The organism is Bradyrhizobium shewense (assembly GCF_900094605.1).
GTDB lineage: Bacteria > Pseudomonadota > Alphaproteobacteria > Rhizobiales > Xanthobacteraceae > Bradyrhizobium > Bradyrhizobium shewense.
Map to the genome: position 1 here is coordinate 124550 of NZ_FMAI01000009.1, position 19747 is coordinate 144296.

A 19747-nucleotide genomic window follows, 5' to 3' on the forward strand; every position below is an offset into this window, starting at 1 on the left:
GGCGGCATCACCTCGAGCGCACCGGCTCGCGCCTGCTGCGGTCAAGAGCACCACGCCAACCGCGCGACGATGTCTAGCCCGCCACCTGCGAGGCTGCCGACATCAACTCACCCGGGCTCGGCATCCCGAACATGCGCTGGCCGCCTTCCGGTACTTCTGTAAAGGCCCAGCGCACGATCCCTTCCCGATCGAGCAGGAACTGGCCGAATAGCTGACCCTGGCCGGTTGCCGCCATGCGCTGATCGGCCTCCATCATCTCGTAGCCATCCTTGTTGTTGAGCTGCTCGGCGGCTGCCAAACGATTCATCGGCCCGGGCAATTCTCCGGGAATGTCCACTTGCATGCTCATGACCACATCCATGCCCACCTTGCGCGGCCATTCGGTTTCCTTCTCGGTGAACTCGAGATTGGGCAGGCCGAACGCGCGGTGCGAGACCCGCTCGGGATCGGACGCGGCAAGCAGATTGGGCAACGGGTGATAGCGGAAGTAGAGCCGAGCGCGCTCGATCGGCGTATTGACGACCGTCAGACTTTCGACGCCCTTGTCGCGCAGGGCCGCGTCAAGCTGCGCCTGGGCCGCGATATGGCGGCGGCAGAACGGGCAGTGCAGGCCTCGAAACAGGCCGACCAATATCGGACTTTGCCCGCGAAAATCATCGAGCGCGATCTTCCCTTCGCGGGTGATGGCATCCAGCACGATGTTCGGTGCGCGATCGCCCGGTTGCAGCGGTCCATCGACATGACGTTCTGACATGGTTGAACTCCTTCACATGACCTAGTCAAGAAATGGCAGTACAATCAGTCCGGCGGGATCAAGCCCGTGCCTGGTGCAGACGTCATCGGCCAGCGCGAAATACCGCTCGGCCTCGGGCATGTCGCCGCGATCAAGGTTCAGGGTCGCAAGACCATCATAGCACGGAAAAAGCTGCTGCGGCTCGCCGGTTTCGCTCGCGACCTTGATGGCCTCATTGTAGCAACGGGCGGCCTGATCGGGCCGGAAATGGCATTGATGGATTTGCCCGAGCACGATCAGGGGCACGGGGAGATGCTCGCGCTGATCGAGCGCACGGTCGATCTCGATTGCCTTTTCGGCAGCCGGCACCCCTTCGTCGGTGCATTTGTCCGTGAAGGTGCAGCAGGCAACGGCAAAATTGGCGAGAAGACGCGCCTGGAACCCGAGATCGCCAATACGATGCGCGACATCCAGTCCGCGCCGACAAACCTCCATGGCTTGCGCCGGGTCGACGATCGTGTAGAGCACGCTGAGATTGGTGTAGCCGCGGCAGGCCACATTGAGAAGGCCGGCGGCTTCGGCTGCCGCGACACTTTGCTCCACTTCGCGCACCGCGTCCTGGTGTCGTCCAAGCCGTGCCAGTGCAACCGCCTTGGTATTGAGAGCCTCGGCGATGGCGCGCGCCGCCTCGAGTCCGGCCTGCTCGTCTGCGTCCGCCGGAACGGATCGGGCGTAGCCAAGCGCCTCGTCCGCCCACGTCGCGGCGGCCACGTGATCGCCCATGCGAAACGCGAGACGGCCGCGCTCCTGCAAGAGGTGCGCCCGTTCGATCGGCGCATCGGTCCCTCCAAGCAGGTCAGCCGCCTCGGCGTAGTGCCTCTCTGCGTTGATCCGCTTGCCGGCGTCCCACAACAACCTGCCAAGCTTGCGAAGGATTCGCGCTTCGCCAATGCGGTCCTCTGCGGCGCGGTGCCCCTCCAGCGCGCTCTGGTAGTGCTCCTCGGCCGTGTTGCGGCGGCCCGCCGCGGCGCAGAGGTCCGCGATCCGCTCGTACAGAACCGGGCGCTCGGGCACGCATTCGCCGCCGGTCAACAACATGGCGAGGGCCTGCTGGTAGAGACGGATGGCATCGTCATTGGCATAGGTCGCGCGTGCGCGGTCGCCGGCCGCGCGCAGATAGCGCGCGCCTTTCGACTTGTGCGCGCTCAGGCTGAAATGATGGCCGAGCAGGATGAGGTCCTCGAGCCGTTCGGGCTCGCTGCCATAGAGCCGCTGCAGCGCGGCACCGATCCGCCCATGGAGCTCGATCCGCCGCTGCAACAGCAGGTTTTGATAGATCACGTCCTGCAGCATGCTCTGCGTGAAACGGTAGGATCGCATCGAGATCGAGTTTGCGCCCGCAACCTCCTCGACAATCTCGGCGTCGCACAGAAGTTCGAGACCCACTTCGACCTTCGCCGGCCCGGTTGCCGTCGCACCGAGCAGGGCCGCGTCGAAGCGCGGGCCGATCACCGCGGCCTCCTGGGCCAGCCGGCGCACCTCGTGCGGCAGCCGGTCCAGCCGCGCCAGCAACAGCGCCTGAATGCTTGCCGGGATGTCGGCAGCGGCCTCATCCGACTTTATCCGCCACTGCGCGCCGTCACGCTCCAAGGCGCCGGCCTCGATGAGACCGCGGATGATTTCCTCGAGGAAAAGCGGATTGCCGCTCGCGCGCTCCAGGATTCGACTGAACAGATTTCCCGGCGGCTCGCGCCAACCGTGACTGAAATAAGCCGCGAGCAGGTTTTGTCCGTCGGCGTCACCGAGCGGAAGCAATCGAAGGGTCGTGTGGCTGATCCGGCCCGAACCGAACTGATCCAGCTCCAGCATTGGCCGATGCGTGAACAACAGCATCAACCGCGTGCGCTCCAGCCGATCCATCAGGAACCGCAGCGCCTCAAGGGAGACGGCGTCGGCCCAATGCAGATCCTCGACGATGATCAGAAGCGGTGACAAGGCCAGGCGCCGTTCGAAAACGGTCCGGATCGCAAAGAATATCTGCCGCCGAAGCTGTTCGGGCTCGACGTGCTGCAATGTGGCGTCCGGGCCGCCGAGGCCAAGGACATGGACATAGAGCGGCATCAGCCGCTCTGCCTCTTCGGTCGGAAGGCCAAGCTCCGACAGCGCCTCAGCCAGCCTGGCCTCAGCCGCCGCCGCGCTGGCCTTCTGCGCGATGCCATAGGCGCTGCGCAGCACCGCGGCGAGCGTGCCGTAGGATTGTTCGCCGAGGGGCGAGCAGGCGGCCTGCCGGATCGCCACACCTGCGAAGCGCTCCTCATCGCGGATGCGGGCAACGAATTCGTTCACCAGGCGCGTTTTGCCGATGCCCGCCTCGCCGACCAGCCGCACCAGTTGCGCCGCACCGCCGCACGCGCGATCGAGGCTGCCGATCATGCGGGCAAGCTCGACGTCGCGGCCGATCAGCGGCGCACTGAGGCCCAGCGTGTCGAGGCCTCGCGTCGCACGCGGCGTGTCGAGCGGTCCCTTGAGACGATGGACCAGGACACTGCCCATCTTGCCCTTGAGCGAGACCTCTCCGAGCGATTCATACGAGAACGCATGCCGGGTCAGGCGGTAGGTCAACGGCCCGACCAGCACTTCGTCCGGCGGCGCCATCGACTGCAACCGCTGCGCGGTATTCACCGTGTCGCCGGTTACCGAATAGGACTTGGCAACGCCCACACCCAGTCCGCCCGCAACCACGTGCCCGGTATTGATGCCGATGTGGAGCAGCAGGGGTGCGCCTGCGTAGACCTTCGAACGCTCGCTGAGCTGCTCCGTCCGCTTGATCATGTCGAGTGCAGCGCGGACCGCCCGCTCCGGATCGTCCTCGTGCGCTGCTGGCGCGCCGAACAGCGCCAGCAGCGCATCGCCGATGAATTTGTCCACGAAGCCGCCAAAGCCTTGCACCGCTTCCGTCAGCTCCTCGAACAATTCGTTCTGAAGGGCCTGCATGACCTCGGGGTCGAGGCGCTCGCTCATCGCGGTGAAGCCGCTGAGATCGGCAAACAGCACGGTAATGGTGCGGCGGTTGGCTTCGTTGTCCATCCTGTCCGGCTGGGGTCGAAATGCCTGGTGAGGGTCGACCGCCGGCGCCAGCGGCGGTGACGACGCTCTGACCGGCGCTGGCGACCGGCTCGGCTGCGCCTGTCCCCCCGCTCCGGGGGCCTCACTGACGAGGGCGCCGCATTTCGGGCAATAGGTGAAATCCGGTGCGCATGCATAGCCGCAGCCGGGGCACGCGTTCGGCTGCTTCGTGCCGCACTTCGGGCAGAAAGCAAAGCCGCTCTGAACCTCGGAACCGCAGCAAGAGCAGTTCATGGGTCAAGACCCCGCGGAAGCCGCGATGACGCGGTCTACTGGGCCTGTCCGATGGGCCCAGGAACCTGGCAAGCATGGGCTCCTCGTGCCGGAAGAGCAAGCGGTGGCTGGTTAACGGCCGCGAGCGCGGCTTCGCTCATCCCGGTTCAGCGCGCGCCGGCGCGCCGATCGGCTACATGGCGCCGGCCCCCACCAGCACGAAGGGCGCCCAAGTTGCGGGCTGCGCACTGTCGCCGCCCTTGGTGATCAGTGCCGAGATCGAGCGACGCAGCGCTTCTGCTCGGCCGATATCGGGATGCGTCTTCATGGCGTCGATCGTGCCGGTGGTGATGGCGACCGCGGCGTCGGAGTTCACCGCCCAGTGCGACACCAGCAGCGCGCGCGTGCCGGCATAGAAGAAGGCCCGCGCAAGACCGGAGAAGGCCTCCGAATTGGCGGCCTGCCCGCCAGCGGTGTTGCAGGCCGACAGGATCACCCAATCGGCATCGAGCTTGAGGGCGGAAATCTCCGACGACGAGAGATAGCCGTCATCGGTGGACGTCGGCGCCGCCGGCGGGCTGAGGATCAGTCCGGGCTCGATCAATCCACGCACCTGCCCCGCAAGCGCGCCATGGGTCGCAAAATGCAGGATGCGGTATTTCGCGAGATCGCCGCTCTGGCCGAGCGCCTTCATCCTGGTCTCGGAGGCGTCGCCGGCGAGGACGACGTCGCCCTTGATGGGCGCGAAGGTGCTGGCCACCGCGCACAGTTCGAGCGCAGTTTCCGGCAGCGGCATCTGCCGCCTGAGCTGCACGATGTCCGCAGTGCCGCCCGACAGCGCGTCCACGGCGCGCAAGCTCCGTTGTGCGACCTGGGTCGCCTGCGTCGGAATAGCGGCGCAGGTCCGAATCTGGCGCGCCAGCTTGGCACGCGCCACCGCGACATCGCTGCGGCCATCGCCGTCGAGCATGGGATTGCCGACGCCGAGAAACGGTTTCGACGCCGCGCTCTTGCGTGCGACCTGCCGCAATGCCTTGAGGCTGGAGACTGAAGGCAGCACTGTGGTGGCAAATCGCTTGACCAGCCAGGGTGCCTTCGTGAGGTCCCCGCCTGCCGGGGGCCTGTCGGTCAGCAAGACCTGAAAGGGCAGCGTCGCCAGCGGTCCCGACGGCACCAGGATCAGCTCCTTGCCGTCGATGTCGCGCGCGACAGGCCCGAGCAGCGCCTGGTAGAGCGCAAAGGCGCGCTCCTGGTCGAACGGCAATGGCTCGTCCGCCCCAAGCGGGGTCTTGCGGCCGAGCTTCTGCGGACATGTGGTCGCCTTGTCCAGCCATGCATCCGTATCCAGACCGCAGCGCAAGGCGCCGACGGCCTCAGCGAGTTGCTTTTCGCCGAGATCCGCCGGATGCCAGCGCACGTCCGAGCGCGTCACGGTCCAGACGAAGGTGGCGCGTGACGTCGTCGTGAACAGCAACATCGCCTCGTTGGGACGAAGCTGCTTTTGGGCATCCTCGATCGCAATCGGCGCCTTGGTTACGAGCGCTGCATAGTCCGGAAACTGCGCAGCGATTGTGCGATCCAATTCCCGGATTTGACCCGCGATGGCCGAGGCTCGGGCACGAAGCGCCTGCTCCGCCGCCGGGTTGCGCGCAGCATCCGCCTGCGAGATCGCCGCCACGAGCATCTTGTCGGTCGCGACAGCTTGCGCGCCGAGATCCTGCCGCTCACGGACGCGCGCGGCGAGATCCCCGCTGCCATCGGCGATGCGGGCCGACATACCGGCAATCGCCCGCGCAGCCTGCTCGTCACCGATCCATTGCGCCGCCTCGAACGCCTGCGATCGCAAGGCGCCGGCCTGCCCCGCATTGGCGCTCGCGAGGTTATAGGCGGCTACGATCAGTCCGGGATGGGGATTGGTCTCTTCATGGACCTTCACATCGCCGCGGCTCTCCTGCTCGGCGGCGCGGCGGCCGTTCTGGATCGCGACCGCGCGCGCGAACGCGTCGCGGGCCTGCTGCCAATCCTTCAAATCGATATGATGGGCGCCGAGATTGGCGAAGCTGTTGGCAACATCCGGATGCTGCTCGCCGAGAGCGCGCAGGCGGATATCCAGCGCGCGCTTCAGCAGCGGCTCGGCCTCCTGCGGCCGGCCGGTGCTGTCCAGAATGACGGCCAGATTGTTGAGACTGTTGGCGACCAGCGGGTGAGAACCCCCGAGCGCGGCCTCGCGTATCGCAAGCGACCGGCGTGCGAAGGGTTCGGCCTCGGCGTAGCGATCGGCCTCGCTCATCAGCGTGCCCAGATTGTCGAGAGCGATCGCGACATCCAGATGCGCCGGACCGAGCGCCTTCTCACGGATCGCCAGCGACTTGCGGAACAGCTGCTCCGCCTCCAGCTTGCGATTGAGATGGGCCCAGGCCTCCGCAAGGTTGTTCAATGCCGTCGCCACGTTCGGATGCGCTATCCCGACGGCTTTCTCCTGAATCGCGAGTGCGCGGGTCAGCAGCCCCTCGGCCTCGGCGTCCCGGCCCTCGCGCGAGAACACCAGGGCCAGATTGTTGAGGCTCGCGGCGACATCGGGATGATCAGGTCCGAGCGCCTTCTCCCTGATGGCCAAAGTCCGTCGGGCCAATTGCTCGGCCTCCGGAAGCCGTCCCTGCGCACGGCGGAGCTCGCCGAGATTGTTGAGGGTCGCTGTCAGATAGATGCTGTCCGGGCCATGCTGCTTCTCCTGAAGCACAAGCGCTTCGGCAAAACTCGCCTCGGCCTGCTGCAAACGGCCTTGCGCCCGATTGACCTCCGCGATGTTGTTCAAGGTCACCGGGATCATGATGTCAGCCTGTCCCGGAGACTTCCTGAACACCACGAGCGCACGGTTGAACAGATCGAGCGCCTCCGTCTCCTTTAACTGGCGGTGACGGAGATTGCCGAGCTGCATCCGCGCCAGCGCCGTGGTGAGATGGTCAGGGCCCAGCACGCTCTCGTCGATGGCGATCGCGCGCGACATGTCGCGCTCGGCATCGCCGAGCCGGTTCTGGCCGAGCTCGATCTGGCCCAGCGTGGCGAGCACGGCTGCGACATCGGGATGATTGGGACCAAGGCTCTTCTCGCGAATGACGAGGGCCCGCCTCAGCACGCTTTCGGCCTCGGTGGTCTCGCCTTTCGTCTGGAGCGCCTGCCCCAGCACGACCAGCGTGGTCGCGGTCAGGGGCGACTGTCGCCCCGTGCTTTTCTCGGCCTCAACGACGAGCTTCCTGGCAAAGCCGACCGCCTCGCCATAGCGGCCCTCCTTCGCCAGCGCCGTAATGCGCTGCATCAGCGCCAACAAGTCTTGCGACCCCGCCTGCCCCGGCGAGACCATGACGCTTACGAGAAGTACAAAACAAAAAGACTGCGCGGCAAACCTCGGCCACCATACCCACATGCTGCGATCGCTCCGATTCCCCGCGCCCGCGACCTGTTGGGCCACAGCAAGATGAAGACACTATGACCGCCTCATGCGTCCATGGACGAACCGATCGCAGAAACCAGGGGAAGACATTCGCACGGACCGGTCACGCGCCTGCAGCGGACGTGCTGATGCAGCCATGCATGGCAGCATGCGGCCGGTCCGATTGACACGAGCGTCGCCAACGCTACGTTGCTGATCGGAAAGAAGAAACAACAAGGCAAGGGATTCGCCGTGACACGCGTCATCGCGTCTTGAGCGCAGCCGCGCGGCCGTCGGCGCTCGCGCCATTCCGCATCCGCAACTATCGCTTCCAGTGGCCGTCCGACCTGCTCACATCCTGGGCGTTCGAGGTCGAGACGCTGGTGCTGGGCTGGTACATCCTGGTCGAGACCGGCTCGGTGCTGCTGCTCACCGTGCTTGCCTCGCTCCAATTCGTCGGGACCTTGGTCGCGCCGGTGTTCGGCATGATCGGCGACCGCATGGGTCATCGCGATCTGCTGGTCGCGATGCGTCTTGCCTATACGGTACTCTCTTCGACCATCATGGTGCTGGCGCTGACCGGTCATCTGTCGCCGCTGAGCGTCATGATCATCGTCGCGGTCATGGGCCTGATTCGCCCTTCGGATCTCGGCGTCCGCGGCGCGCTGCTCGCCGAGATCATGCCGGCCGAGCAGCTGGTGGGCGCCATCAGCGTCGCGCGCACGACCCAGGACAGCGCGCGCATCGCCGGAGCGTTGACGGGCGCCGGCCTGTTCGCCGTCCTCGGCATCGGCCTCGTTTACGTCGCGATCGCCTGCCTCTACTTCGTGGCCGCGCTTCTGATGCTCTGTTTGACCCGGCCGAAGAGGACCGTCACCACGAGCGATCTTCCGGCGAATAGCCATGCCGTCTCGCGGCTGCTCGGCGATCTGAAGGAAGGGATCGTTTACGCCTGGAGTGGCCCGGGAATGCGTGCGGCGCTGTGCGTCGCCTTCCTGGCCAATCTCACCGCATTTCCCTTCACTGGCGGATTGCTGCCCTACATCGCCCGGGAAATCTTTCATACCGACCAGACCGGCCTCGGTTACCTCTCGGCGAGCTTCGCGGTCGGCTCGCTGATCGGCTCCATCACGCTGAGCCTCGTCAGCGGCGTGCGCATTGCCCGGCTTCTGATCGGCGCGACGCTGGCCTGGTACGCCATGCTGCTGGTATTCGTCGAGATCAGGACCATGCCGGTGGCGATGGCCTGCCTCATGCTCGCCGGCATCGCCCAGAGCATGTCGATGATCTCGGCGGCCGTGATCCTGATGCGCACCGCAAGCGCACACCTTCGCGGCCGCGTGATGGGCGTGCGCATGATGGTGATCTACGGCCTGCCGATCGGATTGCTCGCGGCCGGCAGCCTGATCGACATCATTGGTTATTCCGCGACAGGCTCGCTCTATGCCGCCGCCGGCTTCATCGCGATGCTGGCGATCGCGATCCGCTGGCGCGCCGACCTCTGGCCGGTCCATGCACCCGCGAATGCGCGATGACCGCGCCTAATCGCCATACCCGCGCAGCCGCTCGATATCGAGGATGGTGACGCCGCCATATTCGAGCCGCAGCAGTCCCTCCTTCTCCAGCCGGTTCAGCGCGCGGTTGGCGTTCTGGCGGGACATGCCGGAGAGCGCACCGATCTCCTCCTGGGTGATCTCCAGATGAGCGGTCGATTCCGGATAGAGGATCGGATTGAACAGTGAGGCGATGCTGCGGGCGAGGCGCGCGGTGGCATCCAGGGTCCGGTTGACCTCGAGCATGCCGATGAACTGGCCGAGCCGTTCGTTGAGCTGACGCACCAGAAAGCGGTTGAAGCCGACGCTGTTCTCGAACAGCCACATGAAGGCGCTGCGTTCCATCAGCGCGACGCGGCTGTCGCGCAGCGCGACCACGTCATAGCGGCGCGGCTCGTTCTTGAGCACACTGCCCTCGCCGAACCAAGCGCCCGCCGTCAGCCCGGCGAGGCTGGTCTCCTTGCCGTCCCTGGAGACCCCGCCCATGCGGGCAAGGCCGCCCACCATGCCGGCCCAATAGGCAAAAATATCACCGCGCATGAACACGGTCTCGCCGGTGCCGTAGGACCGCTCCGTGATTCCGGCGCGCGCGACCTCGATCTCCGCTTGCGTGAGCTCGCGCGACCAGGCGGCGACGCGCTTCAGTTGATCTTCTGAAATCATGATCTCGCGGCCAGCCGCACCGTTTCGTCACTCCATCTTCTGCTGCATTGCAGCATGATGATTCCAACCGCCATCCGACGAAAGATGAAGGCCGCCGCCGCCCGGCAAACTTTGTCGCAGAATTGTCAGCCGCGAGACATTTCAAAATAGCGCTTTCCCCTATTGAGGACCACCTCGGACGATGCGGCTTTTGATCCCTGACGGGAACGAGAGTGGCGCGGGTCCGGTCGAGACCATCTGCTGCATGGCCTCACCGGCACCGCCGTACTAGGATCGCTGGGCGGGAACGGACGAAGAGCGCCACTAAAAAGCGCCATCACCGGGAGGGTTTCGTTTGGTGGCTACCAGTCTTGAAGTGCGCGACGTGTCCCTGCGATTCGGCGGCGTCCGGGCGCTGACCGACGTCGGCTTCTCCATCAGGGAGGGCGAGCTGTTCTCGATCATCGGCCCTAACGGCGCCGGCAAGACCTCGATCGTGAACTGTATTTCCGGCCGCTACAAGCCGACCGAAGGCCAGCTGTTCTACCAGGGCCGCGACATCACCGCCCTGACGCCGAACGCCCGCGCCTCGCTCGGCATCGGCCGCACCTTCCAGAACCTGGCGCTGTTCCACCACATGAGCGTGCTCGACAACATCATGATCGGGCGCCATCACCTCCTGAAGAACAATTTCCTCACAGGCTCGCTGTACTGGCTCACCGGCGCGCGCAAGGAGGAGCTGGAGCACCGCCGCAAGGTCGAGGAGATCATCGACTTCCTCGACCTCCAGTCGGTGCGGAAGGCCACCGCCGGCACCCTCTCCTACGGCCTGCGCAAGCGCGTGGAGCTCGCCCGCGCCATGGCGCTGGAGCCGCGTCTCATTCTCCTCGACGAGCCAATGGCCGGCATGAACTTCGAGGAGAAGGAGGACATGGCCCGCTACATCGTCGATCTCAACGAGGAATTCGGGATGACGGTGGTGATGATCGAGCACGACATGGGCGTGGTGATGGACATCTCCCACCGCGTCATGGTGCTGGATTTCGGCAAGAAGATCGCCGAAGGCGATCCGGCGACGGTGCTCGCCGATCCCCACGTCAGGCGGGCCTATCTTGGCGAAGAAGACGAGGTGCTGGTCGATCCGGATGATGCTGCACCCGCCCAGGAGAGCGCGGCATGATGGATTACGCAGGCCGCGTCGCGCAGGCCGACACCTATCCGAAGATGCTCCGGCTCAACGCGAAGGAGCACGGCAACGAGATCGCATTGCGCGAGAAGGATCTCGGGCTCTGGCGGCTGTTCACCTGGAGCGACTACCAGACCCGCGTGCGCGACTTTGCGCTCGGTCTTCTCGAAATGGGCCTTGGCCGCGGCGACGTCATCGGCATCATCGGCGACAACCGGCCGGACTGGGTGGCGGCGGAAGTGGCGACGCACGCCATCGGCGGCCTCAGCCTCGGACTTTATCGCGACGTGCTGGACGAGGAGGCCTCCTATCTCCTCAACTATGGCGAGGCGCAGCTCGTCTTCGCCGAGGACGAGGAGCAGGTCGACAAGCTGCTCACCCTCGCCGAGCGCGCGCCGAAGCTGAAGCACATCATCTATTCCGATCCACGCGGGATGCGGAAATACGACGATCCCAGGCTGATGTCGGCAGAGAGGTTTGCCGAGCTCGGCCGGGCCCGTGCCGCGCGGGAGCCGGAGCTCTACGACAGACTGGTCGATGCCACCAAGGGCGAGGACGTCGCGATCCTCTGCACGACGTCGGGCACCACGTCCCATCCCAAGCTCGCGATGCTTGCCGCCGGCCGCGTGCTCGGCCACTGCGCGACTTATCTCGCCTTCGACCCCAAAGGCCCGGACGACGAATACGTCTCGGTGTTGCCGCTGCCCTGGATCATGGAGCAGGTCTACGTGCTCGGCAAAGGCCTGCTCTGCCGGATGAAGATCAACTTCGTCGAAGAGCCCGACACGATGATGAACGATCTGCGCGAGATCGCGCCGACATTCGTGCTCTTTGCCCCAAGGGTTTGGGAATCCATCGCCGCCGACGTCCGCGCCAAGGTGATGGACGCGACGCCTCTCAAGCAGCGCCTGTTCGACGTCGGCATGAAGAGCGGCCTCGCCGCGCTCGAACACGGCAAGCGCTCGGGCCTTGCCGACGCCATCCTGTTCCGCGCGCTGCGCGATCGCCTCGGTTTCACCCGGCTGCGCTCGGCCGCGACCGGCGGCGCGGCGCTCGGGCCCGAGACATTCAAGTTCTTCCAGGCCATGGGCGTGCCGCTGCGCACGCTGTACGGCCAGACCGAGCTGCTGGGGGCCTATACGCTGCATCCCGAGGGCAAGGTCGATCCCGACACCACGGGCGTTCCTATGTCCGACCAAGTCGAGATCCGCATCGACAATGCCGACGTCCACGGCGTCGGCGAGATCGTGGTGCGGCATCCCAACATGTTCCTCGGCTATTACAAGAATCCCGAGGCCAGCGTCGCCGACATCAAGGACGGCTGGATGTTGTCGGGCGACGCCGGCTATTTCAACGCGAACCAGCAGCTCGTCGTCATCGACCGTATCAAGGATCTCGCCGAGACCTCGCGCGGCGAGCGCTTCTCGCCGCAGTTCATCGAGAACAAGCTGAAGTTCTCGCCCTATATCGCCGAAGCCGTGGTGCTCGGGGCCGGCCGCGATGCGCTCGCGGCGATGATCTGCATCCGCTACTCCATCATCTCGAAATGGGCGGAGAAAAATCGCCTCTCCTTCACGACCTACAGCGATCTCGCCTCGCGGCCGGAGGTCTATACGCTGCTTCAGAAGGAGGTCGAGACCGTCAACGCCACGCTGCCGCCGGCCCAGCGCATCTCGCGCTTCCTGCTGCTCTACAAGGAGCTCGACGCCGACGACGGCGAGCTCACCCGCACAAGAAAGGTGCGCCGCAGCGTCATCAACGAGAAATACGAGGGCATCATCGATGCCATCTACCGCGGCGATGCCGACATCCCCGTCGACACCGTGATCCGCTTCCAGGACGGCACCACCCAGCGCGTGCGGACGACACTGCGCGTGGTGGAACTCGGCGGACATGGGCACATGGCGGAGGCTGCGGAGTGAAACAAATGGTCGTCATGCGCGGGCTCGACCCGCGCATCCATCCTCTTCCGAACAATCTTCCTTCCGCATCGATGGATTGCCGGGTCAAGCCCGGCAATGACGAGCTGGGTCAACCGACATGAACACCGCCTTCCTTATCCAGCTCCTGGTCAACGGTCTCGTGGTCGGCACGCTCTACGGCGTGGTCGCGATGTCGTTCGTGCTGATCTACAAGGCGACGCAGGTCGTCAACTTCGCGCAAGGTGAATTGCTGCTGGTCGGCGCCTGGGTGTGCTGGGCTCTGCTCGCCAAATATCAGGTGCCGTTCTGGATCGGCATGCCGATGACGCTCGTGTTCATGTTCGTGTTCGGCATCGCGGTCCAGGTGCTAATCCTGCGGCCGATGATCGGCGAGCCCATCATTTCCGTGATCATGGTGACGATCGGCCTCTCCACCGTGCTCCAGGCAACGCTGAAATGGATGTTCGGCGTCAATCCGCAGCCGTTCCCGCGCGTGTTCGAGAGCCAGTCGGTCAGCTTGCTAGGCTTACAGATCCAGACCGTCTATGTCATGAGCCTGGTGGTCTCCGTCGCCATGATGATCGGCATGGCCTGGTTCTTCCGCGCCTCCAAATACGGCCTTGCGATGCGCGCCACCGCGTTCAACCAGCAGGTCGCGCAATCGCTCGGCATTTCCGTGAAAAGCGTGTTCGCGATGGCCTGGGCGATCTCGGCGACGGTGTCGGCGGTCGCGGGTGTCGTCGTTGCGGTCGTGAACGGCGTGTCCTCGGGCCTTGCCGCCTACGGCATCAAGGTGTTTCCGGCGGCGATCCTCGGCGGACTCGACTCCGTCGGCGGCGCCGTGCTCGGCGGTATCATCATCGGCCTGCTCGAGAACGTCGCACAATATATCGACAGCGAGTACCTGCACTGGGGCAATCTCTACGAGATCGCACCGTTCTACGTCCTCATCATCGTGCTGATGATCAAGCCCTACGGGCTGTTCGGCACCCACGACATCGAGCGGATCTGACCCATGGCCGGCCCTGCCCTCATTCCTGCTGGTGATTTCCGCACCTCTTATGCGGCCGACACCACGATCTTCCCGACCACGACCAGCCGCAACTTCGCCATCGCAGGCGTGCTGTTGCTATGCCTCGCGCCGCAATTCTTCAGCGGATACTGGCTCAGCATCCTGATCCAGATCGGCATCTTCTCGATTGCGGCGCTCGGGCTCAACATCCTGGTCGGCTTCACCGGCCAGATCTCGATCGGCCATGCCGCCTTCTTCCTGCTCGGCGCATTTACCTCGGCTTACATCTCCAACAACGCGCCGATCCCGGTGTTCTTCGCGATCCCGCTCGCCGGAATCGTCACCGCGCTGGTCGGCCTGATCTTCGGCATCCCTGCGGCGCGGCTGAAGGGGCTCTATCTCGTCATCGCGACGCTGGCCGCGCAGTATATCCTGCTCGACTTCTTCTCCCGCGCCGAATGGTTCACCGGCGGCTCGGTGCCGGCGAGCGCCAACGCGTTCTCGATCTTCGGCTACACGCTGCGCGGCGACAAACAGTATTTCTACGTCGTGCTGGCCTATGTGCTGCTCAGCTACATCCTCGTCACCAATTTGATGCGCACCCGCGACGGCCGTGCGCTGGTGGCGATCCGCGACCATTATCTCTCGGCCGAGATCATGGGCATCAACCTCACCAAATACCGTACGCTGTCGTTCGGGCTCGCCGCCTTCTTCGCCGGCATCGCCGGCGCGCTCTACGCGCACTACCAGCTCGTGGTGTCGCAGGAAGGCTTCGGCATCGAGCGCTCGATCCTGTTCCTGGCCATGATCATCATCGGCGGTACCGGCTCGATCATGGGCACGCTGATGGGCACCGCCTTCGTGGTGCTGCTGCCCGAAGGGATGGAGTTCATCAGCCATTATTTGAAGGGCGGCGCGATCGACAAGGCCCTGTCGCTCAACACCAACATCACCTTCCTGCGCGAAATCGCGATCGGGGTGATCATCATCGCCTTCCTGATGTTCGAACCCGACGGGCTCGCGCATCGCTGGCGGCAGATCAAGGCGTATTGGAAACTCTACCCGTTCTCGCATTGAGCGCGGGCAACTTCACTTAAACAATAAACAGGAGGAACCGACCCATGACGATGAAATCCCTTTTGAGCACCGCATCGCTCGCCGTCGCGATCGCCGCATTCTCGGCCGGCGCACAGGCGCAGATCGCGATCGGGCACCTCGCCGACTATTCCGGCGGCACCTCCGACGTCGGCACGCCCTATGGCCAGGCCGTCGCCGACACCTTCGCCTGGGTCAACAAGAACGGCGGCGTCGGCGGCAAGCAGCTCAACGTCGACACCAACGACTATGGCTACCAGGTGCCGCGCGCGATCGCGCTCTACAAGAAGTGGTCGGCGCCGGACAGCAAGGTCGCCGCGATCATGGGTTGGGGCACCGCCGACACCGAGGCGCTGACCGGCTTCCTCGCCCAGGACAAGATCCCCGACATGTCCGGCTCGTATGCTGCCGCCCTCACCGATCCCGAAGGCGTCAGCGGCAAGGCCAAGCCCGCTCCTTACAATTTCTTCTACGGCCCGAGCTATTCGGACTCGCTGCGTGCGATGCTGATGTGGGCGGCCGAGGACTGGAAGGCCAAAGGCAAGTCCGGCAAGCCGAAATTCGTGCACATGGGTGCCAACCATCCCTATCCGAACGCGCCGAAGGCCGCCGGTGAAGCGATGGCGCAGGAGCTCGGCTTCGAGGTGCTGCCGCCGCTGGTGTTCGCGCTCGCGCCGGGCGACTACAGCGCGCAGTGCCTGAGCCTGAAATCCTCGGGCGCCAACTACGCCTATCTCGGCAACACCGCGGCCTCCAACATCTCGGTGATGAAGGCCTGCAAGACCGCCGGCGTCGAGATCCAGTTCATGGGTAATGTCTGGGGCATGGACGAGAACGCCGCCAAGACGGCCGGAGACGCCGCCAACGGCGTGATCTTCCCCTTGCGCACCGCGGTGAGCTGGGGCGGCGACGCGCCCGGCATGAAGACGCTGATGGAGATCTCGAAGATGTCCGACGCCAGCGGCAAGGTCTACCGTCCCGTGCACTACGTCGCGGCGGTCTGCTCGGCGCTGTACATGAAGGAGGCGATCGACTGGGCTGCCAAGAACGGCGGCGCTACCGGAGACAACGTCGCCAAGGGCTTCTACCAGAAGAAGGATTGGGTGCCGGCCGGGATGGAAGGCGTCTGCAATCCCTCGACCTGGACCGACAAGGACCATCGCGGCACGCTGAAGGTCGATCTCTATCGCACCAAGATCTCGGGCGCGACCGACGGCGACCTCAACGATCTCATGGCCAAGGGCACGATCAAGCTCGAGAAGGTCAAGTCCGTCGAGCTGCCGCGCAAGCCGGAATTGCTGGGCTGGTGAGCCACGCTGTTTCCCCACACACAACTGTCATCCCCCGCGAAGGCGGGGGATCCAGTACGCCGCGGCTTCTCCGTGAATCTCGGGCGTCTCTGGAATACTGGGTCGCCCGGTCAAGCCGGGCGACGACAGCGGAGAGTTACGAAACATGACCCAGACCGCAGAAGCTGTTCGAACCACCCCGACTGCCGTGCCGCCCGCCGCCCTGCTCGCCGTGCGCAATATCGAGGTCGTCTATGACGACGTCATCCTGGTGCTGCGCGGCCTCAGCCTCGACGTACCCAAGGGCGCGATCGTGGCGCTGCTGGGCGCCAACGGCGCCGGCAAATCGACGACGCTCAAGGCGATCTCGGGGCTGCTCAAGACCGAGGACGGCGAGGTCACACGCGGCGAAATCGTGTTCGAGAACGAGCGGATCAACGGCATCGACCCCGACAAGATCGTCCGCCGCGGCATCTTCCAGGTGATGGAGGGGCGGCGCATCGTCGCCGACATGACGTCGCTGGAGAACCTCAAGCTCGGCGCCTTCACCCGCAGGGACCGCGAGGTCGATGCCGATCTCGACATGGTGTTCAACTATTTCCCGCGCCTGAAGGAACGCACCGGCCTTGCCGGCTATCTCTCCGGCGGCGAGCAACAGATGCTCGCGATCGGCCGCGCGCTGATGGCGCGCCCAAAGATGATCCTGATGGACGAGCCCTCGATGGGCCTGTCGCCGCTGCTGGTGAAAGAGGTGTTCTCGATCATCCAGAAGATCAACCGCGACCTCGGCGTCACCATCCTGCTGGTCGAGCAGAACGCACGCGCCGCGCTGTCGGTGGCGAGCCACGGCTACATCATGGAGCAGGGCAAGGTCGTGCTCGACGGTACCGCCGACGAATTGCGCGACAACGAGGACGTCAAGGAATTCTACCTCGGCGGCGCCGGCGACCAGCGCAAGAGCTTCAAGAACCTCAAGAGCTTCAAGCGGCGCAAGCGCTGGCTCTGAACTTTTAGGGTTCGAGCACCTGCTCCGCTTCCGTGACCGCGCAGAGAACATGATAGAACGACGACGCAGGAATGGTGTCGATCAGCGATTTGCCGTCGCGATCGAACTGGTCGTACCAGCCGCCCCTCACGGAATGGCTGAGATAATGCCGTTCGAGCCGCACCAGCGCCGCGCGCGCCTCATCCGCCGCGCCCGCCTCGCCGGATTCGGCCTGCGCGATCCACGCTTTCGCGATCTCGGTCTGCGGCCACAGCCGGCGCGTGCTGCGGCGGATATTGCCGATGTCGTCGCCCTCGTCGACCAGGCAGCCCGTGACCTCGTCGCGGTACCGGAGCGCGGTCGCAAGCAACTCGGCACGGCGCTGACCGGTCGGGCATCCCGTGATGCGCTCGAACCCCTTCAGCAGCCAGACCCATTCCGCCTGGTGGCCCGGCTCGACGCTGACTGGCTCGACCTTCGACCAGTCTTCCTCGAAATATTCGGTCAGGATGCGCTTCTGCTTGTCGTAGAGATTGGCCAGGAACAGCGCGAAGAACTCGCCCGCACGGTTCTGGAACGACAGGTCGTTGGTCGCGTCGAAACAGGCGATCATCGCCTCGAACAGATGCATGTGCGGGTTCTGCCGGCGCGGCAGCGACACCGGAAGGCCTTCGTGAACGCCTCCATGCGGCGAGCGCAGATGGCCGTCGAGGAAAGCGAGCAGCGCGTCGATCTCGGCACGAACTTGGGCGTCCTGGTCGAGCGCGTAAACGGTCGCGAGCGCAAACAGGATGAAAGCGTGATCGTAGGCATCGCGCCGGCCGTCCAGCACCGCGCCCTCCGGCGTCAGCCGGTGCACATAGCCGGGCTTGCCGTCGGGCGCCTTCGCTTTGCTGAGCAGATGCTCCAGCCCCTTCAGCGCGATGGCGCGGCCCTCAGGGTACCAGCCCATCTGCGCGGCCTTGGCGTAGCAATAGATCTGCCGGGCCTGCACAAACACGCGCCGAGGCGCGGCTGGGTCTGCCGCGCCGTCGGGGTGCAGCCGGTCGATGAAACCGCCTGCAGCAGGATCCCAGCCGACGGTCGACCACAGCGGCAGTGCGTTCTCGATCATACGGCGCTTCAGGCGCGCGACGACGTCCGTCGCCTCCTCCGCCGCAATGATTCCTTCGTCCGCCATCGCGTCCTCTCCAGGCCCGGCCAATCGCCGTCTGATACCCACGCCAGCGGCGGCGCGCAACGGATGCCAACACGGAAAGAACAGCCATGACCGCCCACTACGATGCCCGCGAGACGCGCGAACAAGCCGCCCGCGAGGCCGATCTGTTCTCCCGCCTGCCGGAGGTGCTGCGAGCCGCGATGGCCGCCCCGGCCTATGCCGAGCGGCTCAGAGGTCTCGATCCCGCCGCCGTGACCTCCCGGGAGGCGCTGGCGGGCCTGCCGGTGTTGCGCAAGTCGGAACTGCCCGCCCTGCACAAGGCCTCTGCGCCCTTCGGAGGCTTCGTGGCGGCGGCGCCGGGGTCGTTTGCCCGCCTCTTCACCTCCCCAGGGCCCATTTTCGAACCGGAGGGGCCGCAGGCCGATCCCTGGCGCGGCGCAAGGGCGTTGTTCGCGGCCGGGTTCCGGCCCGATGACATCGTCCTCAACACCTTCAGCTACCATCTCACCCCCGGCGGCTTCATTTTCGATGCCTCGGCGCGGGCGCTCGGCTGCGCCGTGATCCCGGCAGGGCCCGGCAACACCGAGCAGCAATTCGAGCTGATCGAGGCCTACCGCCCGGTTGGCTACAGCGGCACGCCGGACTTCCTGAAGATATTGCTCGATGCCGCAGCGAGCTTGGGACGGGACGTCTCCTCGATCAAGCGCGCACTGGTTTCTGGCGCGGCGTTCCCGCCCTCGCTGCAGGCTGAGATCAAGGCGCGCGGCATCGATGCCTACCAGGCCTTCGGCACCGCCGACCTCGGCCTGATCGCGTTCGAGACCGAGGCGCGCGAGGGCATGGTCGTGAACGAGGATCTGATCATGGAGATCGTCAAGCCCGGCACCGGCGATCCCGTTACGCCGGGCGACGTCGGCGAGATCGTGGTGACGTCGCTCGATCCGCACCATCCCTGGATCCGGCTCGCCCTCGGCGACCTCACCGCAGCGCTGCCGGGCCCAAGCAAGTGCGGCCGCACCAACATGCGCATCAAGGGCTGGATGGGCCGCGCCGACCAGACCACCAAGGTCAAGGGCATGTTCATCCGTCCCGAACAGATCGCCGAGATCGGCAAGCGTCATTCTGCGCTCGGAAGACTGCGCCTCGTCGTCACACGGCAGGGCGAGACCGACGCGATGACGCTGAAAGCGGAAACGGCGGCCACGAGTGACGCCCTGCGCGAGGAGATCGCGACCAGCTTGCGCGCCGTGACGAAACTCGGCGGAAGCGTCGAGTTCGTCAGTCCCGGCGCGCTGCCGAACGACGGCAAGGTGATTGCGGACGAGCGCTGACATTCCCCGCAAATCCCAATTCCCTGCTAACAGGGAATTTTACAGGGAAACCTGGCGCAAATCGCCACCAA

14 protein-coding genes are annotated in these 19747 nt (G+C 65.2%); 9 read left to right on the top strand and 5 right to left on the bottom strand.

Annotated elements, in window-relative coordinates; genetic code table 11:
• Nucleotides 1–73 precede the first annotated feature (73 nt).
• From GA0061098_RS18860 to GA0061098_RS18870, 3 genes are all read right to left on the bottom strand, one after another.
• Nucleotides 74–754, bottom strand: a complete 681-nt coding sequence (locus tag GA0061098_RS18860) for a redoxin domain-containing protein (RefSeq protein ID WP_091959114.1) — start codon at nucleotides 752–754, stop codon at nucleotides 74–76.
• A gap of 21 nt (nucleotides 755–775) precedes the next feature.
• On the bottom strand, nucleotides 776–4093 hold the full coding sequence (locus tag GA0061098_RS18865) for an adenylate/guanylate cyclase domain-containing protein (protein WP_091959119.1): 3318 nt from the start codon (nucleotides 4091–4093) through the stop codon (nucleotides 776–778).
• A gap of 172 nt (nucleotides 4094–4265) precedes the next feature.
• The gene (locus GA0061098_RS18870; protein ID WP_208610659.1) at nucleotides 4266–7388 is read right to left on the bottom strand and encodes a CHAT domain-containing protein; all 3123 of its coding nucleotides are present in this window, start codon (nucleotides 7386–7388) and stop codon (nucleotides 4266–4268) included.
• 386 nt (nucleotides 7389–7774) lie between these two features.
• Between GA0061098_RS18870 and GA0061098_RS18875 the strand changes: the two genes are divergently transcribed.
• Nucleotides 7775–9037 (top strand): MFS transporter, encoded by a 1263-nt coding sequence (locus tag GA0061098_RS18875; RefSeq protein ID WP_091959127.1) that lies wholly within the window; start codon nucleotides 7775–7777, stop codon nucleotides 9035–9037.
• A 6-nt stretch (nucleotides 9038–9043) separates the two neighbouring features.
• On the opposite strand, the gene GA0061098_RS18880 is transcribed toward GA0061098_RS18875, so the two are convergent.
• On the bottom strand, nucleotides 9044–9718 hold the full coding sequence (locus tag GA0061098_RS18880) for a Crp/Fnr family transcriptional regulator (protein ID WP_038949013.1): 675 nt from the start codon (nucleotides 9716–9718) through the stop codon (nucleotides 9044–9046).
• Between the two features lie 337 nt (nucleotides 9719–10055).
• On the opposite strand from GA0061098_RS18880, the gene GA0061098_RS18885 reads away from it, so the two are divergent.
• The 7 genes from GA0061098_RS18885 to GA0061098_RS18910 all read left to right on the top strand — a co-directional run bounded on the left by GA0061098_RS18885 (nucleotide 10056) and on the right by GA0061098_RS18910 (nucleotide 17207).
• Nucleotides 10056–10877, top strand: a complete 822-nt coding sequence (locus GA0061098_RS18885; protein WP_091959536.1) for an ABC transporter ATP-binding protein — start codon at nucleotides 10056–10058, stop codon at nucleotides 10875–10877.
• Entirely contained in the window at nucleotides 10874–12805 is a 1932-nt protein-coding gene (locus GA0061098_RS18890; RefSeq protein WP_091959130.1) for a long-chain fatty acid--CoA ligase, read from the top strand. The genes GA0061098_RS18885 and GA0061098_RS18890 overlap by 4 nt, the downstream gene beginning before the upstream one ends.
• Nucleotides 12806–12810: 5 nt before the next feature.
• A complete protein-coding gene (locus GA0061098_RS43855; protein ID WP_129590885.1) occupies nucleotides 12811–12927 on the top strand; it encodes an ABC transporter in 117 nt (38 codons plus the stop codon).
• A complete protein-coding gene (locus tag GA0061098_RS18895) occupies nucleotides 12924–13817 on the top strand; it encodes a branched-chain amino acid ABC transporter permease (RefSeq protein WP_091959133.1) in 894 nt (297 codons plus the stop codon). Before GA0061098_RS43855 ends, GA0061098_RS18895 begins: the two co-directional genes overlap by 4 nt.
• Nucleotides 13818–13820: 3 nt before the next feature.
• On the top strand, nucleotides 13821–14894 hold the full coding sequence (locus tag GA0061098_RS18900) for a branched-chain amino acid ABC transporter permease (RefSeq protein WP_091959136.1): 1074 nt from the start codon (nucleotides 13821–13823) through the stop codon (nucleotides 14892–14894).
• Between the two features lie 44 nt (nucleotides 14895–14938).
• The gene (locus GA0061098_RS18905) at nucleotides 14939–16222 is read left to right on the top strand and encodes an ABC transporter substrate-binding protein (protein WP_091959139.1); all 1284 of its coding nucleotides are present in this window, start codon (nucleotides 14939–14941) and stop codon (nucleotides 16220–16222) included.
• A 145-nt stretch (nucleotides 16223–16367) separates the two neighbouring features.
• The gene (locus GA0061098_RS18910; RefSeq protein WP_091959142.1) at nucleotides 16368–17207 is read left to right on the top strand and encodes an ABC transporter ATP-binding protein; all 840 of its coding nucleotides are present in this window, start codon (nucleotides 16368–16370) and stop codon (nucleotides 17205–17207) included.
• A gap of 4 nt (nucleotides 17208–17211) precedes the next feature.
• Here GA0061098_RS18910 and GA0061098_RS18915 read toward each other — a convergent pair whose 3' ends face one another.
• Nucleotides 17212–18366 (bottom strand): AGE family epimerase/isomerase, encoded by a 1155-nt coding sequence (locus tag GA0061098_RS18915; protein WP_165637462.1) that lies wholly within the window; start codon nucleotides 18364–18366, stop codon nucleotides 17212–17214.
• Between the two features lie 86 nt (nucleotides 18367–18452).
• Between GA0061098_RS18915 and GA0061098_RS18920 the strand changes: the two genes are divergently transcribed.
• Nucleotides 18453–19676, top strand: a complete 1224-nt coding sequence (locus tag GA0061098_RS18920; protein WP_091959146.1) for a phenylacetate--CoA ligase family protein — start codon at nucleotides 18453–18455, stop codon at nucleotides 19674–19676.
• The last annotated feature ends 71 nt before the right edge of the window (nucleotides 19677–19747 follow it).

Bases quoted from the DNA above. Each gene is read 5' to 3' on its own strand.
- GA0061098_RS18860 (WP_091959114.1), bottom strand. From the start codon at position 754: ATGTCAGAACGTCATGTCGATGGACCGCTGCAACCGGGCGATCGCGCA.
- GA0061098_RS18865 (WP_091959119.1), bottom strand. From the start codon at position 4,093: ATGAACTGCTCTTGCTGCGGTTCCGAGGTTCAGAGCGGCTTTGCTTTC.
- GA0061098_RS18870 (WP_208610659.1), bottom strand. From the start codon at position 7,388: ATGCAGCGCATTACGGCGCTGGCGAAGGAGGGCCGCTATGGCGAGGCG.
- GA0061098_RS18880 (WP_038949013.1), bottom strand. From the start codon at position 9,718: ATGATTTCAGAAGATCAACTGAAGCGCGTCGCCGCCTGGTCGCGCGAG.
- GA0061098_RS18890 (WP_091959130.1), top strand. From the start codon at position 10,874: ATGATGGATTACGCAGGCCGCGTCGCGCAGGCCGACACCTATCCGAAG.
- GA0061098_RS43855 (WP_129590885.1), top strand. From the start codon at position 12,811: ATGGTCGTCATGCGCGGGCTCGACCCGCGCATCCATCCTCTTCCGAAC.
- GA0061098_RS18895 (WP_091959133.1), top strand. From the start codon at position 12,924: ATGAACACCGCCTTCCTTATCCAGCTCCTGGTCAACGGTCTCGTGGTC.
- GA0061098_RS18900 (WP_091959136.1), top strand. From the start codon at position 13,821: ATGGCCGGCCCTGCCCTCATTCCTGCTGGTGATTTCCGCACCTCTTAT.
- GA0061098_RS18905 (WP_091959139.1), top strand. From the start codon at position 14,939: ATGACGATGAAATCCCTTTTGAGCACCGCATCGCTCGCCGTCGCGATC.
- GA0061098_RS18910 (WP_091959142.1), top strand. From the start codon at position 16,368: ATGACCCAGACCGCAGAAGCTGTTCGAACCACCCCGACTGCCGTGCCG.
- GA0061098_RS18915 (WP_165637462.1), bottom strand. From the start codon at position 18,366: ATGGCGGACGAAGGAATCATTGCGGCGGAGGAGGCGACGGACGTCGTC.
- GA0061098_RS18920 (WP_091959146.1), top strand. From the start codon at position 18,453: ATGACCGCCCACTACGATGCCCGCGAGACGCGCGAACAAGCCGCCCGC.